Consider the following 17351-nt stretch of genomic DNA (forward strand, 5'->3'; position numbering starts at 1 on the left):
ACCCGCGGTCACTTCACCGTCGCCGCGGAGAAGGTCTCCCGCCACTTCTCGGGCGAAGACACCTCCGGCATCTGCGTGGAGTAGAGCGCCGCGTACTTCTTCCACTGCCGGAAAAGCCGCCAGTTCATCCGGATGCTGCGCAGGAGGAAGCGGTGCATGGTCGCCCGGTCGCGCTGATACCAGGCGACGCCGATCCCGTCCGGCGATGTGACGAGCGCGGAGTCGATGTCGGCGAAGCGCCACCAGGTGATGTCCGGCGCCGAGATGATGCGCTCCGGGTTGCGCCTGCTGCCCGCGGACTGCTTGATGAACAGCTGCCGCACGGTGACACGGGCCGCGAGCACGAGGGTCGCGATCGGGTTCGTCGGACGGGAGACCCCGCCGAGGAGAGCACGGGAGGAGCGCCGCACGGGCGGGACCGCGGTCAGGTCGTCGAGCACGACGGCGTCCACGAATTCGGAGCGCAGCTCCCTCACGGCCGCCTGCTTGGTCGGCAGGGCCTCGGGGAGTCGGCCCGGCCCGGCGAACACGTCCCGCAGCGCCTCGTGGCGCAGGCGAACGGCCGAGTACTGCAGCATGAACAGCAGCTTGATGTCGCCCAGGAAGCTCTTCAGCGGAAGCAGTCCGCCGTTCTTGACGTGGGAGTGCAGGAGGCCTGTGATCGTCCGGTTGCGGTGGATGAAGTACTCCTCCCAGGTGCGGGTGGGGTCCTTGTCGTGCCAGGCCATGTGCCATACCGCCACGCCTGGCAGGCACACCGTCGGGTACCCATGGCCGCGTGCGCGAAGCGAGAACTCGATGTCGTCGAACTTGAGGAAGACCGGCATCGAAAGGCCGATCTCACGCAGGATCACCGTCGGGATGAGGCACATCCACCACCCGTTGAAGTCCGCGCCCAGGTAACGGTGCAGCTCGGGCGTCTCGCGCAGCGGCTCCTCGGCGAAGTCATGGTCGTACTCGCTCGCTCCCGAGGGCCGCATCCAGGACGCCCGCTGATCCCAGACCTCGCCCTGCGTGTACAGCACGGAGCGGTCGTCGAGGTGCAGCATCCCTCCGCCGACGATCGTGGGCGTGACCGCGAAGTCCGCGAACCGCACCGCGCGGACGATCGCCTCGGGCTCGGAGATCGCGTCGTCATCGAGGAGGAGCACGTAGTCGCTCTCCTCGGACTCCAGGGACTCGAGCATCGCCCGTGAGAACCCGCCGGACCCGCCGAGGTTCTGCTGCCGGAGCATGACGAGCTTGTCGCCCAGGCGCTCCGCCGCCGCCGCGAAGCCGGGCTGGTCGGAGACGAGGTCGGTCCCCTGGTCGACGACCACGACGCGGTCGAGGACGTCATGGACATGCTCGTTCTGCCCCACGGCGATGATCTGGTTCAGACAGTAGGAGGGACGGTTGAACGTGGTGATCCCCACGGTCGTCTTCCCCGACTTCAGGTCCGCGGGCGCCGCGACCTGCCACTCCGCGGAGACGAGAACCGCGTCGACGGATCCTGCGGCGATGTCGAACCAGTAGGAGCCGCCGTCGATGAACGAGGTCACGGGGAGGTCGAACGTCACCGTCTCGTCCTCGAACGTCTTGGAGGCCAGAGCCGACGCCCGCCCCCTCGCGCTGGACTTGTACACCGAGAAGAGCCCCTTGCCCTGGACCGTGGCCACCAGGCGAACCTGGCGGATCTTGGTCCAGTGCTGCCAGTAGCTGGCGGGGAAGGTGTTGAAGTAGGTGCTCAGCGAGACGCGGCGGTGGGCGAAGACCCTGATGGAGCGTCGTCCGACGATCTCATAGGACTCGCCCGGCTGTGAGCCGTCCCCGGTGCCCGTATCGACGTAGAGCGCGGACACTTCCGCGACGCCCTCGGTCGGGAAGACGGTGTGGTTGACGGCGATGTACTCCGTCGATTCGTCCTTCGCCATTGCGTCGTCCATCCTCATGCCAGCTGGTTGTTCCACATCGACAGAGCGGAACCGATCGCCATGTGCATGTCGAGGTACTGATAGGTCCCCAGACGTCCGCCGAAGTGCACGTCGGCCTCGCCCTTGGCGAGCTCTCGGTAGGCGAGGAGACCCTCGCGGTCGGCGGTGGTGTTGACCGGGTAGTAGGGCTCGTCGCCGCGTTCGGCGAAGCGGGAGAACTCACGCATGATGACGGTCTTGTCCGTCGGGTAGCGATCGGCCCGCTCGGGATGGAAGTGCTTGAACTCATGGATGCGCGTGTACGGCACGTCGGCATCCGGGTAGTTCATGACCGAGGTGCCCTGGAAATCTCCGACGTCGAGGACCTCCTCCTCCAGGTCGATGGTGCGCCAGCTGAGCTCGCCCGCGCTGTAGTCGAAGTAGCGGTCGACCGGGCCGGTGTAGACGATCGGGACCTGTCCGACGGTCGCCTTCTTGTTGAGGGGCTGGGTCTCGTCGAAGAAGTCGACGTTCAGCTGCACGTCGATGTGGGGGTGGTCGGCCATGCGCTCCAGCCACGCCGTGTAGCCGTCGGTGGGCAGCCCCTCCCAGGTGTCGTTGAAGTAGCGGTTGTCGTAGGTGTACCGCACCGGGAGGCGGCTGATGATCGACGCGGGCAGCTCCCGTGCGTCGGTCTGCCATTGCTTGGCGGTGTAGTCCCGGATGAAGGCCTCGAACAGCGGACGGCCGATCAGACCGATGCCACGCTCCTCGAGGTTCTTCGCCTCATGGGCGTCGAACTCCCCCGCCTGGCTCGCGATGAGGGCGCGGGCCTCGTCGGGGGTGTAGGCCGCCTGGAAGAACTGGTTGATCGTGCCGAGGTTGATCGGCAGCGGATACACGACGCCCTTATGGGTCGAGTACACCCGGTGCACGTAGTCGGTGAAGGTCGTGAAACGGTTCACGTACTCCCACACCGTGGGGTTCGAGGTGTGGAAGAGATGAGCGCCATAGCGGTGCACCTCGATGCCGGTGGTCGGCTCGTCCTCGCTGTACGCGTTGCCGCCGATGTGATGCCGTCGATCGATGACGGTCACCCTGCGGCCCGCGGCGGCCGCGCGCTCAGCGATCGTGAGGCCGAAGAAGCCCGATCCGACGACGAGGAGGTCCATTTGTGTCACTTTCCGCCGGTGCGCCCGGCCCTTCACATGCGTCTGCGCCGAGAAGGCGCACCGGCCTAGTCTACCGACCGACGAGCGCGGAGCAGGGAAGCGACTGAGTGGACGTCACGCCGAGGAGAACACCCCGTGGGACCGCAGCATGCGGTCGAGCATCGGGGTGAGCGTCCGTGCGTAGGCGTGCGAGACGTGGTTGTCGTCGATGTAGATCGCGATGTTCCCGATGGCTCCCACGCACTCCCCGTCCGGGCAGAGCCAGGGGGTGTAGTCCACGAGCGTCACCCTGCGATCGAGGGCCTCCGCGGGATTCTCCCTGTGGAGCATCTGCTCCCGCGGGACGGAGCACCGCCTCCCCGCGTGGACGCAGGAGTACATGTCGAAGGAGAAACGAGGGCTGTCCCGCACCGCGATCACGGCGATCCCCGCGTCGAGGAAGGTCTCGACCGTGTCCTCGACGCCGTCCAGCAGACGCTCTGACTCGACGGCGTCCGCACGGGTGGCCACGACATAGACCGCGGTGGGCTGGAGCGCGACGGTGTAGTCGACGGCCGCGGGGAGCCACTCCTCGCACGTGTACGGGTTGGCCGGTCCGCGGTCATCTTCGGCGGCGCCGATCGTGCACCCTCCTTTGAGGAGCGTGACGACGCCGATCCCGCGCTCCGCGGCGTAGAGGGCCATCGGCGTCCCCAGCTGCTGGGCGTGGGAGTCCCCGATCACGACGACCGTCTGGTCCGCGGTCGCCGCGACAGGGCTCTGCTGACACGTGCCGTCGAGGATCTCGCTCTCCGGGGCGAGCCCTCCCTCGCAGTGGCCGCCGACCGCCTGCCATTCGTCCTCAAGGGCCGTGGCCACAGGGATGAGCGGCTGTCCCGACCCGCTGATGTCCAGTGGCGTGTTCACCTGCGCCGCGCCGGGGTACCCCTCGTCGGCCGCGGCCATGATCGCGGCCGCACGCTGCTCCTCCTTCGCCTGCCAGCCGGAGGTGGCGGACGAGACGAGGGCGAGACACACCGCGATCACGAGCGCGCTCCGCCATGGAGCGCCGTCGAACCACGTCGCGCGCTGCAACGGGTGCTCGACCCCTCGGGAGAGGAGGCGGGCAAGGACGAACGAGGCGGCGATGATGACGGCTCCCTGCCAGAGGCCGATCCGGTCGGTCTCTGCGACGACCATCACCGTGATCAGCACCGGCCAGTGCACCAGATAGAGCGCGTAGGCGTCGCCGGAGAGGAACCGCATCGGCCGGGACGCCAGGAGCGCCGCCGGTCCCCCTCGCGTCGTGTCCCCCGCGCCGGAGACGATGATCGCCGCTGTGGAGAGCACCGGCCACAGTGCCAGGACGCCGGGGAAGCCGCCGCGGACGTCCAGGGCGATCCCGCACGTGACGATCCCGGCGACGCCCGCCCATCCGAGGATCGCCCTGGGCAACGCGGGGAGATGCAGGAGCGGGAGGACCAGGGCGAGCAGCGAGCCCGCCGCGAACTCCCAGAGCCGCGTGAACGTGTCGAAGTACGCGAACGCCTGAGACTCGGCCGTCTCGATGACGGAGTACCAGAGCGACGAGGAGAAGATGAGAGCGAACACGACGATCAGCGCGGCCCTGGCCTGATGCCGCCTCCTCCTCATGACGAGGGCCACCAGGGCGATGAGGACGGGCCAGAGGAGGAAGACCTGTCCCTGGACCGAGAGCGACCAGAAGTGCTGCAGCGGGCTCGTGCTGGCGGCGCTGCGGGCGTAGTAGTCGACAGAGGAGAACGCGAGGCGCCAGTTCTGCCCGTAGAAGAGGCTCGCCCAGGTGTCCCCCCACACGGCGGACCAGCTGCTCGGCGGGTAGAGGAGGTACGCGATGCCGAGGACGCCGAGCAGCGTGACCGCTGCCGCGGGGAGCAGGCGGCGGAAGCGGCGGAGCCAGAACGTCCCGAGACGGAGCCGCTCCCCGCCGAGGACGCGCCGGGCGAGCGAGTCAGTGAGGAAGAACGCCGAGATCATGAGGAACACGTCGACCCCGCCGGACACACGGCCCAGCCAGACGTGGTACACGACCACCAGCAGGATGGCGAGAGTGCGTAGTCCGTCGATGTCGACGCGGTGCCGGCGCGGGGGGACCGAGGTCGCGACGGGCCGTTCCTGGGCCATGAGGGTCATACGGCGACGCTCCTCCTGCGCGGCGGGAGCGGCGGTCGGGAGGAAACCGCTCCTGCGGCGTCGCGCGGCTTCGGGTTCGCGCAGCACAGAGGGTAAGAGTTTACCCGTAGGTCTCTAAGAACCTCACCTTGCCGGAGGCACGCCCGGACGCAGGCCTCAGCACGACGGCCCGCTCAGCCGGCGAGGTACTCGGCCAGCTGAGCGCGGAAGTCGCGTGGCCGGAACCCGGTCGCCTCGATCGCGGAGAGGTCGAGCACGCTGTTGCGCGGCCGCGGCGCGACCGGCCCTGTCGCGCCGGCGAAGTACTCCTCGGTCGAGATCCCGCTCACCCGGTCCGGGTCCGCCCCACCCAGACGGTAGACCTCGCGGGCGATGTCGGCCCAGGACGCCGGCTCCCCTGCGCCGGAGACGTTGTAGGTGCCGTAGGGGGCCTCGGTCGTGAGCAGGTGCGAGATCGCCCTGGCGATCTCGTCGGCGAAGGTCAGCCGCCCCACCTGGTCGTCGACGACCTGGGGGTCGACGCCCCGTTCGGCGAGCGACGCCATCGTCCGGACGAAGTTCTTCCCCTCGCCGATCACCCAGGAGGTGCGGAGGATGTAGTGGCGCGGCGCGGTCGCGACGGCGAGATCGCCCGCGGCCTTGGACTGCCCGTAGACGCCGAGCGGAGAGAAGGGCTCCCCCTCCACATGCGCGCCCTCCGTCGACCCGTCGAAGACGTAGTCGCTCGACACGTGCACGAGCGTGAGGCCGTTCTCCGCGGCGATCCCGGCGAGACGCGAGGGTCCTTCCGCGTTCGCCGCCCAGGAGTCCCTGCGACCCTCGGGGGTCTCGGCGAGGTCGACGGCGGTGTACGCCGCGGCGTTCACGATCACTCCGTAGTCCCGCCACCGACGAGCGCCGGCGAGGCCAGGGCCGGTGAGGTCGAGCGTCGCGCGGTCGGCGTACTCCACGTGCGTCGCGTCGCCGAGGAGCCTGCGCAGCGCCGTCCCGAGCTGGCCTCCCGCGCCGAGGACGAGGATCTTGCGCGGCGGGATCGGGGTCACCTGAGCCAGCCGCGGATGATTGCGGTCCTTCTCCGAGATCTCGACGTCGGAGAGCGGGATCGGCCAGTCGATGGCCGCCGTCTCGTCGGCGAGGTTGAGGAAGGAGTACGTCGCGTCCGGCGACCAGTGGTCATTGACGAGATAGGTGTAGGCGGTGTCGCGCTCAAGAGTCTGGTAGGAGTTCCCGACCCCCCTCGGCACGAAGATCGCGCGCGACGGATCGAGCTCGGTCGTGAACACCTGCCCGAAGCTCGGGCCCTCGCGGAGATCGACCCACGCGCCGAAGATCCGTCCGGTCGCGACCGAGACCCACTTGTCCCAGGGCTCGGCGTGGATGCCCCTCGTGGTGCCCACCGCGTCGTTGAACGAGATGTTGTTCTGCACCGGCCCGAAGTCGGGCAGGCCCAGCGCCGTCATCTTCTCGCGCTGCCAGTTCTCCTTGAACCACCCGCGTGCGTCGCCGTGCACGGGCAGGTCGAGGACGATCATCCCCGGGATGGGAGTCTCCTGGACGGCGAGCGGCTTGCCGAACTCGACCGCCATCACTGTCCCTTCGACGCGTAGAACGCCTCGGTCGCGTCCTTGGCGGGCGCCCACCATTCCTCGTTGTCGCGATACCACTGGATCGTCGCCGCGAGACCGGACTCGAAGTCCGCGTACTGCGGGGTCCATCCGAGCTCGGCGCGGAGCTTGGTGGAGTCGATCGCATAGCGGAGGTCGTGCCCTGCACGGTCGGTGACGTGGTCGTACGCGTCGCGCGGCTGACCCATCTGCTCCAGGATCAGCTCGACGACGTCCCTGTTGTTGCGCTCCCCGTCGGCGCCGATGAGATAGGTCTCGCCGATGCGTCCCTTGTCGAGGATGGTGAGGACAGCCGAGGAATGGTCGTTCGCGTGGATCCAGTCCCGGACGTTCTCCCCCGCTCCATAGAGCTTCGGCCTGATGCCCCTGATCACGTTCGTGATCTGCCGTGGGATGAACTTCTCCACGTGCTGGTAAGGACCGTAGTTGTTCGAGCAGTTCGAGATGGTCGCCCGCACGCCGAAGGAGCGGACCCAGGCTCGGACGAGGAGGTCGCTGCCCGCCTTGGTCGAGGAGTACGGCGACGAGGGGTTGTACGGCGTCTGCTCGGTGAACCGCTCCGGATCGTCGAGCTCGAGATCGCCGTAGACCTCGTCCGTGGAGATGTGGTGGAACCGGCGGTCGTGCTTCCGCGCGGCCTCCAGGAGCGTGTAGGTGCCGACGATGTTCGTGTCCAGGAACGGCCGTGGGCTGTGCAGCGAGTTGTCGTTGTGCGATTCCGCGGCGTAGTGCACGACCGCGTCGACCTCGCCGAACAGACGGTCCACCAGCTCGGCGTCCGTGATGTCGCCCTGCACGAACCTCACCCGGTCGGCGGGGAGGCCGTCCAGGGAGGCGCGGTTGCCCGCGTAGGTGAGAGCGTCGAGCACCGTGACCGTGTGGTCGGTGTGCGTGACGACGTGGTGGACGAAGTTCGAGCCGATGAAGCCGGCACCGCCGGTCACGAGCAGGTGCGCCATCAGCGGCCTCTTTCCAGGATCTCGAGCAGATAGGTGCCGTAACCGGACTTGACGAGCTTCTGCGCGCGCTCGCGCAGCTCGTCGTCGGAGAGGAAGCCCTGTCGCCAGGCGACCTCCTCCGGCACGCCGATGCGCATGCCGGTGCGGCGCTCCATCGTGCGGACGTAGTCGCCGGCGTCGGTCATCTGATCGAACGTGCCGGTGTCCAGCCACGCCGTGCCCCGGGGCAGCACCTCGACCTGCAGCTTTCCTCGCTCCAGGTAGGCCCGGTTGACGTCCGTGATCTCGTATTCGCCACGCGCGCTCGGCGCGAGGTTCCGTGCGATCTCCACGACATCGTTGTCGAAGAAGTACAGGCCTGGGACCGCGTAGTTGCTCTTCGGGCTCGCCGGCTTCTCCTCGAGGGACACCGCCGTGCCATCGGCATCGAACTCGACCACGCCGTAGGCGCTCGGCTCCGCGACCCAGTACGCGAAGACTGCTCCGCCGTCGACGTCCGCGTAACGCTTGAGCTGCGTGCCCAGACCGGGGCCGTAGAGCAGGTTGTCGCCGAGCACGAGAGCGACCTTGTCGTCCCCGATGAAGTCGGCACCGATCGTGAACGCCTGCGCGAGGCCGTCCGGCGACGGCTGCTGGGCGAAGGTGATCGACACGCCGAACTGGGAGCCGTCACCGAGGAGACGCTCGAAGTGCTCCGCGTCGTGCGGCGTCGTGATGATGAGGATCTCCCTGATCCCCGCCAACATCAGCGTCGACAGCGGGTAGTAGACCATCGGCTTGTCGTAGACGGGGATCAGCTGCTTCGAGACGCCCAGCGTGATCGGGTGCAGCCGCGTCCCCGAACCTCCCGCGAGAATGATGCCTTTCACCCGACTATCGTGACACACGCACGGAAAACGCACCGTCCAGGGCGCGGCAGCCCAGGAATTCCGTCCGACATCGGGCAGAATGGCGGGGTGCCCCCGACACGTCCCCTCCGACGTCGCCGTCTCTCCCCCCGACGGTGGCTTGCCATGCTCTCGACGGCGCTCGTCGCCCTGAGCGTCCTGAGCGCGGCGCCCGCGTCCGCATCCGTCTCGGCGTCGACCTCGGCTCAGCCCCCGTCCCGCACCGTCGCCGCGTCCGGCATCCGCCCCGCAGCGGACCTCTCTCTGTTCCGTGCGGGGAACATCATCTCGGACGCCGTTCTCACCGACGCGGGGACGATGACGGCCGAGCAGATCCAGGCCTTCCTGCAGTCGAAGGGCGGGACCTGCCAGCCCGGATACACCTGTCTGAAGGACTTCCGCATCTCCAGCGTGAACCGCCCGGCGGATCGGTACTGCAACGGCTACTCCGGCGTCTCGAACGAGCGGGCCTCCTCGATCCTCGCCCGAGTCGCGCAGTCCTGCGGGATCAACCCGCAGGTGCTCGTGGTGATGCTGCAGAAGGAGCAGGGCCTGGTCACCCACACCTGGCCAAGCCAGTGGCGCTACGACGCGGCCCTCGGCCAGGGCTGCCCCGACGACGCCCCGTGCGACCCGAGCTTCGTCGGGTTCTTCCACCAGATCTACGGCGCCGCCCGCCAGATGAAGATCTACCTGGAGGGACGCTATTTCCAGTGGTACGCCCCTGGGAACACCTGGAGCATCCTCTACAACCCCGACCGCAGCTGCGGCTCCTCTCCGGTGTTCATCGAGAACGGCGCGACCGCGGCGCTGTACTACTACACGCCCTATCAGCCGAACCGGGCGGCGCTCGCGGCCGGCTACGGCGAGGGGGACTACTGCTCCGCATACGGGAACCGGAACTTCTTCAACTACTTCACCGACTGGTTCGGCTCGACCCAGCTGCCCTCGTCCCGGCTGGTCAAGGCGTCCGACAGCGACGCGATCTATCTGTACGCCGCGTCGCAGAAGTACCACATCGTCAGCGGGACCGACCTCGCCGCCTACATGTCACGTCTCGGCTGGTATCAGACGGTCTCGTCCGGCTATCTCTCCTCGATCCCGGAGACCACCAACGCCACCCGCTTCATCCGGGACGCCCGCGACGGCGCGATGTACCTGCTGGAGACGGACGGCACCAAGCACCACTTCCCGAGCGCGGAGCTCGTCACCGGCTACGGGTTCAGCATGTCCGTCTACACCTCGCTCCCCGGGAACCTGATCGACCGGTTCCCCACCGGAGCGGATGTCGGCGTCTACTTCAAGGACGACGTCTCGACGGCCTACTACCGCTGGGAGGGCGGGAAGAAGCGCCACGTCACCACGCTCGGCGCCTGGAACCAGCTTCCCGCCGCCGGACGGGGCTATGTGGCGACGATCCCGCAGGCGAACGTCGCCGCGATCCCGCAGGGCGCGGCGATCCTCCCCTCGGGGACCCTGGTCAAGGAGGCGAACGCCCCCGAGGTCTATGTCTCGGGGACCGGCCCCGAGATCGCCCACATCCCGAGCTGGGGCATCGCCGCCGATGCGGGGGTCACGGGGGTCACCGTCCTGGACGACGGCGCCCTCGCCCAGAACCCTCGGACGCCGGGAGGCCTCGCGCCGTTCATCGTGTGCGGCGGGGCGACCTTCGCAGTCGACGGAGGAGGGCTCACGCGCATCCAGAATCCGACGGCCGGCGCCCCGACGGCCCAGCTCCCCGACTCGCTGTGCGCGGCGCTCCCGCGGACAGGGCGCACGAACGGCTACGCCCTCTTCGCGAAGTCGCCGCAGGCGGATCCGGTCTACCTGATCTCCGGTGCGCAGCTGCGCCACGTGCGCAGCCAGCAACGGCTCCAGGAGGCGAACGCCGGGCGTCCGCTGACGTTCCTGTCATGGAACGCGGACACCCGAGGAGCCTTCGCCGTCGGAGCACCGCTCCTCGCCGACGGCTCCTTCGTCTCCTTCGGCGGGCCCGAGATCTACGTCGTACAGGGCGGCGCCGTCCGTCACGTGCAGTCGACCGCCACACTGCTGCAGCTGGCCAGCCCGGGGTGGCCGAGCATCGAGGCGCTGCCCGCCGGGTGGCGCGGCAGCTACACGGAGGGCACCCCGATCCCGTGAGGCATCCGGTGTCGCCCGCTCGGACCGGGATCCCCAGGAGGCCCCCTCTAGGATTGGTCGCATGGGTTCGATGAGACAGGAGCTGCTGGTCATCGTGCCCGCGTGGAACGAGCAGGCCAACGTCGGCGTGACAGTCCAGGAGATCCGTTCCTCCCTCCCCGCGGCGGACCTTCTCGTCGTGGACGACGGCTCCACCGACGACACCGGCGTCGTCGCCCGCTCCGCCGGCGCGGCGGTGCTCACCCTCCCCTACAACATGGGGGTCGGCGGGGCGATGCGCGCGGGCTACGCGTACGCCCAGCGCCACGGGTACGAGAAGGCGATCCAGGTGGACGCCGACGGCCAGCACAACCCGGACGACATCCTGAAGATCCTCGCCGGCCTGGACGAAGCCGACATCTCCATCGGCGCCCGCTTCGCCGAGGTCGGCACCTACCAGGCCACCGGCCCTCGCCGCTGGGCCATGGTCTTCCTCGCCTCCGTCATCTCCCGCATCGCCCGCACCCGCCTGACGGACGTCACCAGCGGGTTCCGCGCCGCCAACCGTCGCGCGATCGACCAGTACGTCGCCTACTACCCCGCCGAGTATCTCGGCGACACGATCGACAGCCTCGTCGCCGCGCTGCATGCCGGCCTCACCGTCGTCCAGGTGCCCGTGGCGATGCGCCCGCGTATGTCCGGGAATCCGAGCCAGGGCTTCCTCGGCTCCGCCGTCTATCTGGCGCGGTCGGTCTTCGCGCTCACCCTGGCGGCGATCCGTCGTCCGATCCGGGGGCGCGCATGATCTCCTTCGGCGCCCTGGCACTGGGTCTGGTGATCCTCACGGCGGTCACGACGCTCCTGCTGCGACGCCAGCTGCGCGAGAAGTACGCCGTCCTCTGGCTCACCATCGGCCTCGCGGTCTTCCTCCTCGGGATCTTCCCCGACGCGCTGGTCTGGCTGACCGGGACCCTGGGGTTCCAGCTGCCGGCGAACCTCGTCTTCACCCTCGCGATCGGCCTCCTTCTCGCGGTGTCGCTGCACCTGTCCTGGGAGCTCACCCGCTCCGAGGAGCGTCTGCGCAGGCTGGCCGAGGAGTCAGCGATCGCCCGTCTCGCGCAGGAGCAGCTCCAACGCGACGTCGAGGAGCTGCGCTCGCGGCTCGACGCGACCGATGAGTGATGATGTGACCGTGGTGTTCACCACGTTCAACCCCTCTCCCTCTTTCGTCGAGACCGTGAGAGAGGTGCTGCGGCACCGCCCCGTGGTCGTGGTCGACGACGGGAGCAGCCGAGGTGCGGACGTGCTCGACGAGGCGGCGAGACTCGGAGCCGTGGTCGTGCACCAGCCCGAGAACTCCGGGATCGGAGCCGCGCTGAACGCTGGCGTCCGTGCAGCCCTCGACGGTGTGAGCCGGTTCGTCGTCACCTTCGACCAGGACTCCGCACCGGAGCCCGAGACGATCGACGCCCTGCGCGCCACCTTCGACCGCCTCGAATCCGCGGGAGAGAACGTCGCCGCGGTCGTCCCCGGCCGGTTCGCCGAGGTACGTCAGGCGGTCTCCTCCGCCGAGGCACCGGACGCCCGCCGGGTGATCCAGTCCGGCATGCTCGTCCCGCGCGAGACCTTCGCCGCGATCGGCGAGTTCGACGAGAGCCTGTTCATCGACCTGGTGGACACCGACTTCGAGCTGCGCATCCTCGGCCAGCGGCGCCGGATCGTCGCCGCATCGACGCGGATCGCGCACGAGCTGGGACGGACCGTGCGGCTGCGACCCTTCGACCGGCTGCCCTTCACGGTCACGACGATGGCCAGCACCCCGTTCCGGTACTACTACCGTGCCCGCAACCGGATCCTCCTCACACGCCGCTACTTCCGGCAGGCGCCCCTGCGGATGACGCGCGACCTGTTGGTCGACCTCGTCTACTTCGGCCTGATCCTGCTGTGCGCACGCCCCAGGAGAGCGATGGGCGCCCTGCTGGCGAGAGGTCTCCGCGACGGCGTCCGCGGCCGGGGCGGACGCATCCCCGCCGAGCTCGCCCGGCGAGCGACGGCGATCAGCTGGTCGTCCGGCGAGAGCTGACCAGCCGCCTTCGACCTCCGACGAGCACGCCGGCGAACCAGCTGCCGACGTACTCGAGGACGAATCGCGGGGCGACGTGTCCGGCGCGCCGCGCGCGTCGGAGCAGGCGCCAGGTGGGCAGGAGCCTGCGCCGGGCGCCGAAAACCCTGACCACCTCGGGGGTCGCCCCGGGAACGCGTTCGTCCAGGGTCTGCGCGAGCAGCTGCCGCCAGCCGACGTAGATCCGGAAGAACATGCGGAGGGTGGCGACCGGTCCTGCCGATCCCTCGTAACGACGCGTGAACGCGCGGGCACTGGCGAAGGCGACCCTGATCGCGCTCAGGAACCCCGTCGCCTGCATGCGGCTGGGGTCGCCGAACACGTTGGCCGAGTGCTGCACGTAGTCCTGGACCACGTCGTCCACGATCCGGGTCCCGTCCGCGGCCCCGGCGAGCACGCCGATCCAGTGGTCGTGCGCCGCCGCCCTCGTGGACATCCGAGGGAACGGCAGGCTCTGCCGGGCGAGATCGGCGCGCAGCACGCACAACGATCCCGTGAACTGGTTGTTGAGCATGGTCATCACGGGGCCGAGGTCGCGGCGATCGGTGTGACCCGTCACGGTCTCGTCGGGGTAGGTGACGAGCCGGGCCTGGCCGGAGACGAGCGACACGTGCGCGAGATGCGGAAGCAGGCGTTCGAGCTTCTCCGGGTACCAGTAGTCGTCCTGATCGCAGAGCGCGACCCAGGTGGCGTCCGCGGAGACCGCCGACAGGCCCCGCTCGAAGTTGAGGTAGAAACCGAGGCGCTCGCCCCCGGCCAGCAGACGGAACCGGGGATCGTCGTGCGCCACCTCGGCGAGCACTCGTCGGATGACGTCCTCGCCGCCGTCCACGGAGATGACGCACTCCCAGTCCTGCACCGTCTGCGCCCGCAGCGAGTCGATCTGACGGGCGAAGAGCGCGGGGTCCGGCTCATATGCCGCGAGGACGATCGCGCCCCGGCCCGGCGCTCTGCCCCCTGCGCCCCCGTCGGGTCCCTCTTCATCTCGTCCCATCGGAGCCATTCTAGAGGCGGCCCGCCTTGCTCTCCCGCCCGGGCGACGACCGGCGGAGAGGCCCCTGTAAAATCGAGCGCATGGCCGGAACCCGCACACCGCTTCCCGTCCGGGGACTCGACCGCCCCGGCGGCCCGATCGGGGCCGGCCGACGGTGACGACCCCTCCGACGAACGATCAGAGCGCCCCCGCGCCCGGCCGGTCCGCCACCGCCGTGCTCGCCCGGCGTCTGATGGGGTTCACGACCCTCCCCTTCATCGCGGCCGTCCTTCCGCTCATCGCGCTGCCGTTCGTCTCCCGCGCCGCGACGACCGACGACTGGGCCGCGCTCAACGCCGGCCTCGGCGTTGGCGCCTTCGCCGCCGCCCTCGGCATGGTCGGCTGGAACGTCCTCGGGACGCCGCTCGTCGCGATGGCGGAGTCGACGGCGCACCGGATCGACCTCTACGCGCGCTCGTTCTACATCCGATCCGCGCTGGTCGTGCTCGCCTCGGCGATCGGAGCCGTGGTGTCCTCGCTCGTCGCTCCGGCCGGCGCCGGGGGCGTCGCCGCCGTCTTCGCGATCGCGAGCGCGCTCAACGGGATCGGCCTCAGCTGGTACGCCGTCGGAGTCTCCTCGCCGTGGCTCATCTTCTGGTACGAGGTGATCCCCCGCTCGATCGCGACCGCTCTCGCGATCGGGGTGGTGCTCGTGACGAGGAACGTCCTCTGGTACGGCATCCTGCTGCTGGTCTCCATCCTCATCGGCACGGCGCTGTTCCATGCCAGGCTCCTCGGGCAGCTGCTCCCCCGCTGGCCTGGCATGCCGAGGCTGCGCTCGGACGTGGCCGACATGCGGCACGCGTGGGGCGTCGAGTCGATCGGGAGCCTCTACGCCAACGCGCCGGTGCCGTTCGCGAGCGGGCTGGCGTCGGCGACAGCCGCCGCGTCGTTCTCGTCGAGCGACAAGCTCTACCGGTATGGCACCCTCGCCGTGAGCGCGGCAGGGAACGCGCTCCAGGGCTGGGTGCTGGAGGCGTCAGGACCGCATCGTCGGCCACGGAACCTGGCGGCGATCGGGGTCATGGCCGTGGTCGCGATCATCGGCTGGGTCATCCTGGTCGTGTTCGGGCCGATGCTGAGCGGATGGATGTTCGGCGCCGACAAGCAGGGTGACCCGGTGGTCCTCCAGCTGTACGGGGTCGCCTTCGTCGCGGTGACGATGTCCACCCCGCTGATCAGGAACATCCTGATCCCGGCCCGACGCGATCGCCAGGTGCTGACCGTCAACATCGCCGCTGCGGCCGTCGGCCTGGCAGCGATGCTGGGCGGCGGGCTCCTCTTCGGGGTGGTGGGAGTGGCGGTGGGCTTCGCCCTCAGCGAGGTCATCACGCTCGTCGCGACCCTGCTGCTCACCCTGCGCGTCGGCGTCGGCGACACTCGGCCCGCCCCCGGCGTCGACCCGGAGAGATCGGACCGGAACGGAGAGTGAGCATGGACGACGACAGCGCCCACGAGGCACGAGACGGCTCCGGCGCCGTGCACATCCTCCTCCCGGCGGTCTCTCCGGTGCCGATCGGCGGCTACAAGGTCGCCTACGAATATGCCAACGCCCTGGCCGCCCAGGGGGTCGCGGTGACCGTCTGGCACTCGGAGGCGTTCATGGCGCAGCGGAACGGCTCGTTCCACGCGTGGCCGGCGATGCGCAGCGTCCTCGCCTGGTGGTTGCGGGGGCAACGGGCCGGCTGGCGCCGGACCGGCGTGCGGTGGTTCCGCCTCGACACGAAGGTGCGTGTCCGCGCCGTCGGCGGCCTCCCCCCGCTCCGTCTGCGACGGGGCGACGCGGTGCTCGCGACCGCGGTCCAGACCATGCCCTTCGCCGGCCGGGTCGCACGCCGGGCCGGAGCCCGCTCCGCGGCGCTCATCCAGCACGACGAGAGCTGGGCCGACACTCCTGAGGCGATCGCCGCGGCCTGGCGCGCGGTCGACGAACGGATCGTCATCGCCCCCTGGCTCGCCGAGAGGTCCACGGAGCTCGGCCTGAGCAGCCGGCTCCTGCCGAACGCGATCGTCGCGGCGGACTTCCCGAAGGGTCCCGCGCTCGCGGACCGGCCGGAACAGGTCACCTCGCTCCTCTCCCCGCACGGGTACAAGCGCCCCGACGTGGTCATCGGCGTCCTCGAAGAGGTGCTCCGTCGCCGCCCGTCCACGACCGCCAGGGTCTTCGGGCCGAGCCGCGAACGGCCGTCGATGGCCTCGGCCATCGACTACGTGGCCGACCCGACGCCCGCGCAGCTCCGGGATCTCTACCAGACCAGCCGGGTCTACCTCTGCGGGAGCGACGCAGAGGGCTGGCATCTGCCGCCGGCGGAAGCCACCCTCTCCGGCGCCGCCGTGGTGTCGACCGATATCGGCGGCGTGCGGGCGTCGATGGCCGACGACGCCCTGTACGCCCCGCCCGGCCAGGTCACCGCGCTCGCCGACCAGGTGATCGCCGCCCTCGACGACGTCTCCGCCGCGCAGGAACGCGCCGACCGCGCTCGTGCCCGCCTCCTTGAGACGACCTACGAGGGGAACACGAGGGAGCTCCGACGGATCCTCCTCTCCCGGTCATGACCGTGAGCCGACGCCGAGAACCGAGAGAAGGAGACGAACCGATGCGCACTCCCCCGAAGAGCCGATCGGTGAGCGTCTGCATGGCGACATACAACGGGGCCGCCTACCTGCGCGAGCAGCTCGACTCGATCCTCCGTGAGCTTCAGGACGAGGACGAGGTCGTGATCGTCGACGACGCGAGCACAGACGACACGGTCGGGCTCGTGGCCGAGTACGCCGATCCCCGGATCCGTCTCGTCCGCAACGAGCGAAACCTCGGCTACGTCCGCACGTTCGAGCGAGCGCTCTCCCTGGCTTCTCGCGATGTGATTCTGCTCAGCGACCAGGACGACGTATGGATCGACGGTCGCCGCGACGCCCTGGTGACCGCGAGCGCCTCCGGGTTCGCCGCCTCGAACCTGCTCACCCTCGACGAACGGGCACCACTGCCCTCCCCTCTCACCGGACGGCCCTGGCGACTGCGCGCGCAGGAGCACGGCGGGGGGCTCGGCAACGAGCTCTCGATCCTCGCCGGCAACATCCCGTACTACGGTTGTGCGATGGCGATCGACCGCGACGCCCTCGACCTCGTGCTGCCCTTCCCTGCGTACCTCACCGAGTCCCACGACCTGTGGATCGCGACCGTCGCCAACGCCGCGCACCGGATGACCCACCTGGAGCAGCCGACGCTCCTGCGACGTGTGCACGAGGAGAACGCGTCATCCTCGCGACCGCGCGGGATCGGTGCCGCCCTGCGCTCCCGGCTGCTCCTGCTCCGCCTGTACGTCGAGGCCCGGCGCCGTCTCCGCCGGCGCTGAGCTCTCCGCTCCGGCGAGCAGACACCGCAGGCGAGA

General features: G+C 69.5%; 14 protein-coding genes. 7 read left to right on the forward strand and 7 right to left on the reverse strand.

The window, feature by feature from the left end:
* Nucleotides 1-8: 8 nt before the first annotated feature.
* The 6 genes from ACP15J_RS04220 to rfbA form a co-directional block, all read right to left on the reverse strand.
* Nucleotides 9-1913, reverse strand: a complete 1905-nt coding sequence (locus tag ACP15J_RS04220; protein ID WP_424935307.1) for a glycosyltransferase — start codon at nucleotides 1911-1913, stop codon at nucleotides 9-11.
* A 14-nt stretch (nucleotides 1914-1927) separates the two neighbouring features.
* On the reverse strand, nucleotides 1928-3064 hold the full coding sequence (gene glf / locus ACP15J_RS04225; protein ID WP_197220551.1) for a UDP-galactopyranose mutase: 1137 nt from the start codon (nucleotides 3062-3064) through the stop codon (nucleotides 1928-1930).
* 114 nt (nucleotides 3065-3178) lie between these two features.
* Nucleotides 3179-5302: an acyltransferase family protein gene (locus tag ACP15J_RS04230; protein WP_424935306.1), complete on the reverse strand. Its 2124-nt coding sequence runs from the start codon at nucleotides 5300-5302 to the stop codon at nucleotides 3179-3181.
* An 86-nt stretch (nucleotides 5303-5388) separates the two neighbouring features.
* Entirely contained in the window at nucleotides 5389-6801 is a 1413-nt protein-coding gene (locus ACP15J_RS04235) for a sugar nucleotide-binding protein (protein WP_424935305.1), read from the reverse strand.
* Nucleotides 6801-7799 carry a dTDP-glucose 4,6-dehydratase gene (gene rfbB / locus ACP15J_RS04240; protein WP_197220393.1) on the reverse strand — a complete coding sequence of 333 codons (999 nt, stop codon included), beginning with the start codon at nucleotides 7797-7799 and terminating at the stop codon, nucleotides 6801-6803. Before rfbB ends, ACP15J_RS04235 begins: the two co-directional genes overlap by 1 nt.
* Nucleotides 7799-8668 (reverse strand): glucose-1-phosphate thymidylyltransferase RfbA, encoded by an 870-nt coding sequence (gene rfbA, locus ACP15J_RS04245; RefSeq protein WP_424935304.1) that lies wholly within the window; start codon nucleotides 8666-8668, stop codon nucleotides 7799-7801. Before rfbA ends, rfbB begins: the two co-directional genes overlap by 1 nt.
* Before the next feature lie 144 nt (nucleotides 8669-8812).
* On the opposite strand from rfbA, the gene ACP15J_RS04250 reads away from it, so the two are divergent.
* The 4 genes from ACP15J_RS04250 (at nucleotide 8813) to ACP15J_RS04265 (ending at nucleotide 12890) form a co-directional block, all read left to right on the forward strand.
* On the forward strand, nucleotides 8813-10828 hold the full coding sequence (locus tag ACP15J_RS04250; protein ID WP_424935303.1) for a hypothetical protein: 2016 nt from the start codon (nucleotides 8813-8815) through the stop codon (nucleotides 10826-10828).
* 61 nt (nucleotides 10829-10889) lie between these two features.
* Nucleotides 10890-11612, forward strand: a complete 723-nt coding sequence (locus tag ACP15J_RS04255) for a glycosyltransferase family 2 protein (protein ID WP_424935302.1) — start codon at nucleotides 10890-10892, stop codon at nucleotides 11610-11612.
* Nucleotides 11609-11989, forward strand: coding sequence for a DUF2304 domain-containing protein (locus ACP15J_RS04260; RefSeq protein WP_424935301.1), 381 nt, complete (start codon nucleotides 11609-11611; stop codon nucleotides 11987-11989). Before ACP15J_RS04255 ends, ACP15J_RS04260 begins: the two co-directional genes overlap by 4 nt.
* Nucleotides 11982-12890: a glycosyltransferase gene (locus ACP15J_RS04265; protein WP_424935300.1), complete on the forward strand. Its 909-nt coding sequence runs from the start codon at nucleotides 11982-11984 to the stop codon at nucleotides 12888-12890. The genes ACP15J_RS04260 and ACP15J_RS04265 overlap by 8 nt, the downstream gene beginning before the upstream one ends.
* Here the strand turns inward: ACP15J_RS04265 and ACP15J_RS04270 are convergent.
* Entirely contained in the window at nucleotides 12865-13923 is a 1059-nt protein-coding gene (locus tag ACP15J_RS04270) for a glycosyltransferase (protein ID WP_424935299.1), read from the reverse strand. The genes ACP15J_RS04265 and ACP15J_RS04270 overlap by 26 nt on opposite strands.
* Nucleotides 13924-14077: 154 nt before the next feature.
* On the opposite strand from ACP15J_RS04270, the gene ACP15J_RS04275 reads away from it, so the two are divergent.
* From ACP15J_RS04275 to ACP15J_RS04285, 3 genes are read left to right on the forward strand one after another with little or no spacing between them, the layout of a single operon-like run.
* On the forward strand, nucleotides 14078-15394 hold the full coding sequence (locus ACP15J_RS04275) for a hypothetical protein (RefSeq protein WP_424935298.1): 1317 nt from the start codon (nucleotides 14078-14080) through the stop codon (nucleotides 15392-15394).
* Between the two features lie 2 nt (nucleotides 15395-15396).
* Nucleotides 15397-16518, forward strand: a complete 1122-nt coding sequence (locus tag ACP15J_RS04280) for a glycosyltransferase family 4 protein (RefSeq protein ID WP_424935297.1) — start codon at nucleotides 15397-15399, stop codon at nucleotides 16516-16518.
* Between the two features lie 41 nt (nucleotides 16519-16559).
* Nucleotides 16560-17315 (forward strand): glycosyltransferase, encoded by a 756-nt coding sequence (locus tag ACP15J_RS04285; protein WP_424935295.1) that lies wholly within the window; start codon nucleotides 16560-16562, stop codon nucleotides 17313-17315.
* The last annotated feature ends 36 nt before the right edge of the window (nucleotides 17316-17351 follow it).

This window comes from Microbacterium sp. S308A+, from assembly GCF_049800815.1.
Classification (GTDB): Bacteria; Actinomycetota; Actinomycetes; order Actinomycetales; family Microbacteriaceae; genus Microbacterium.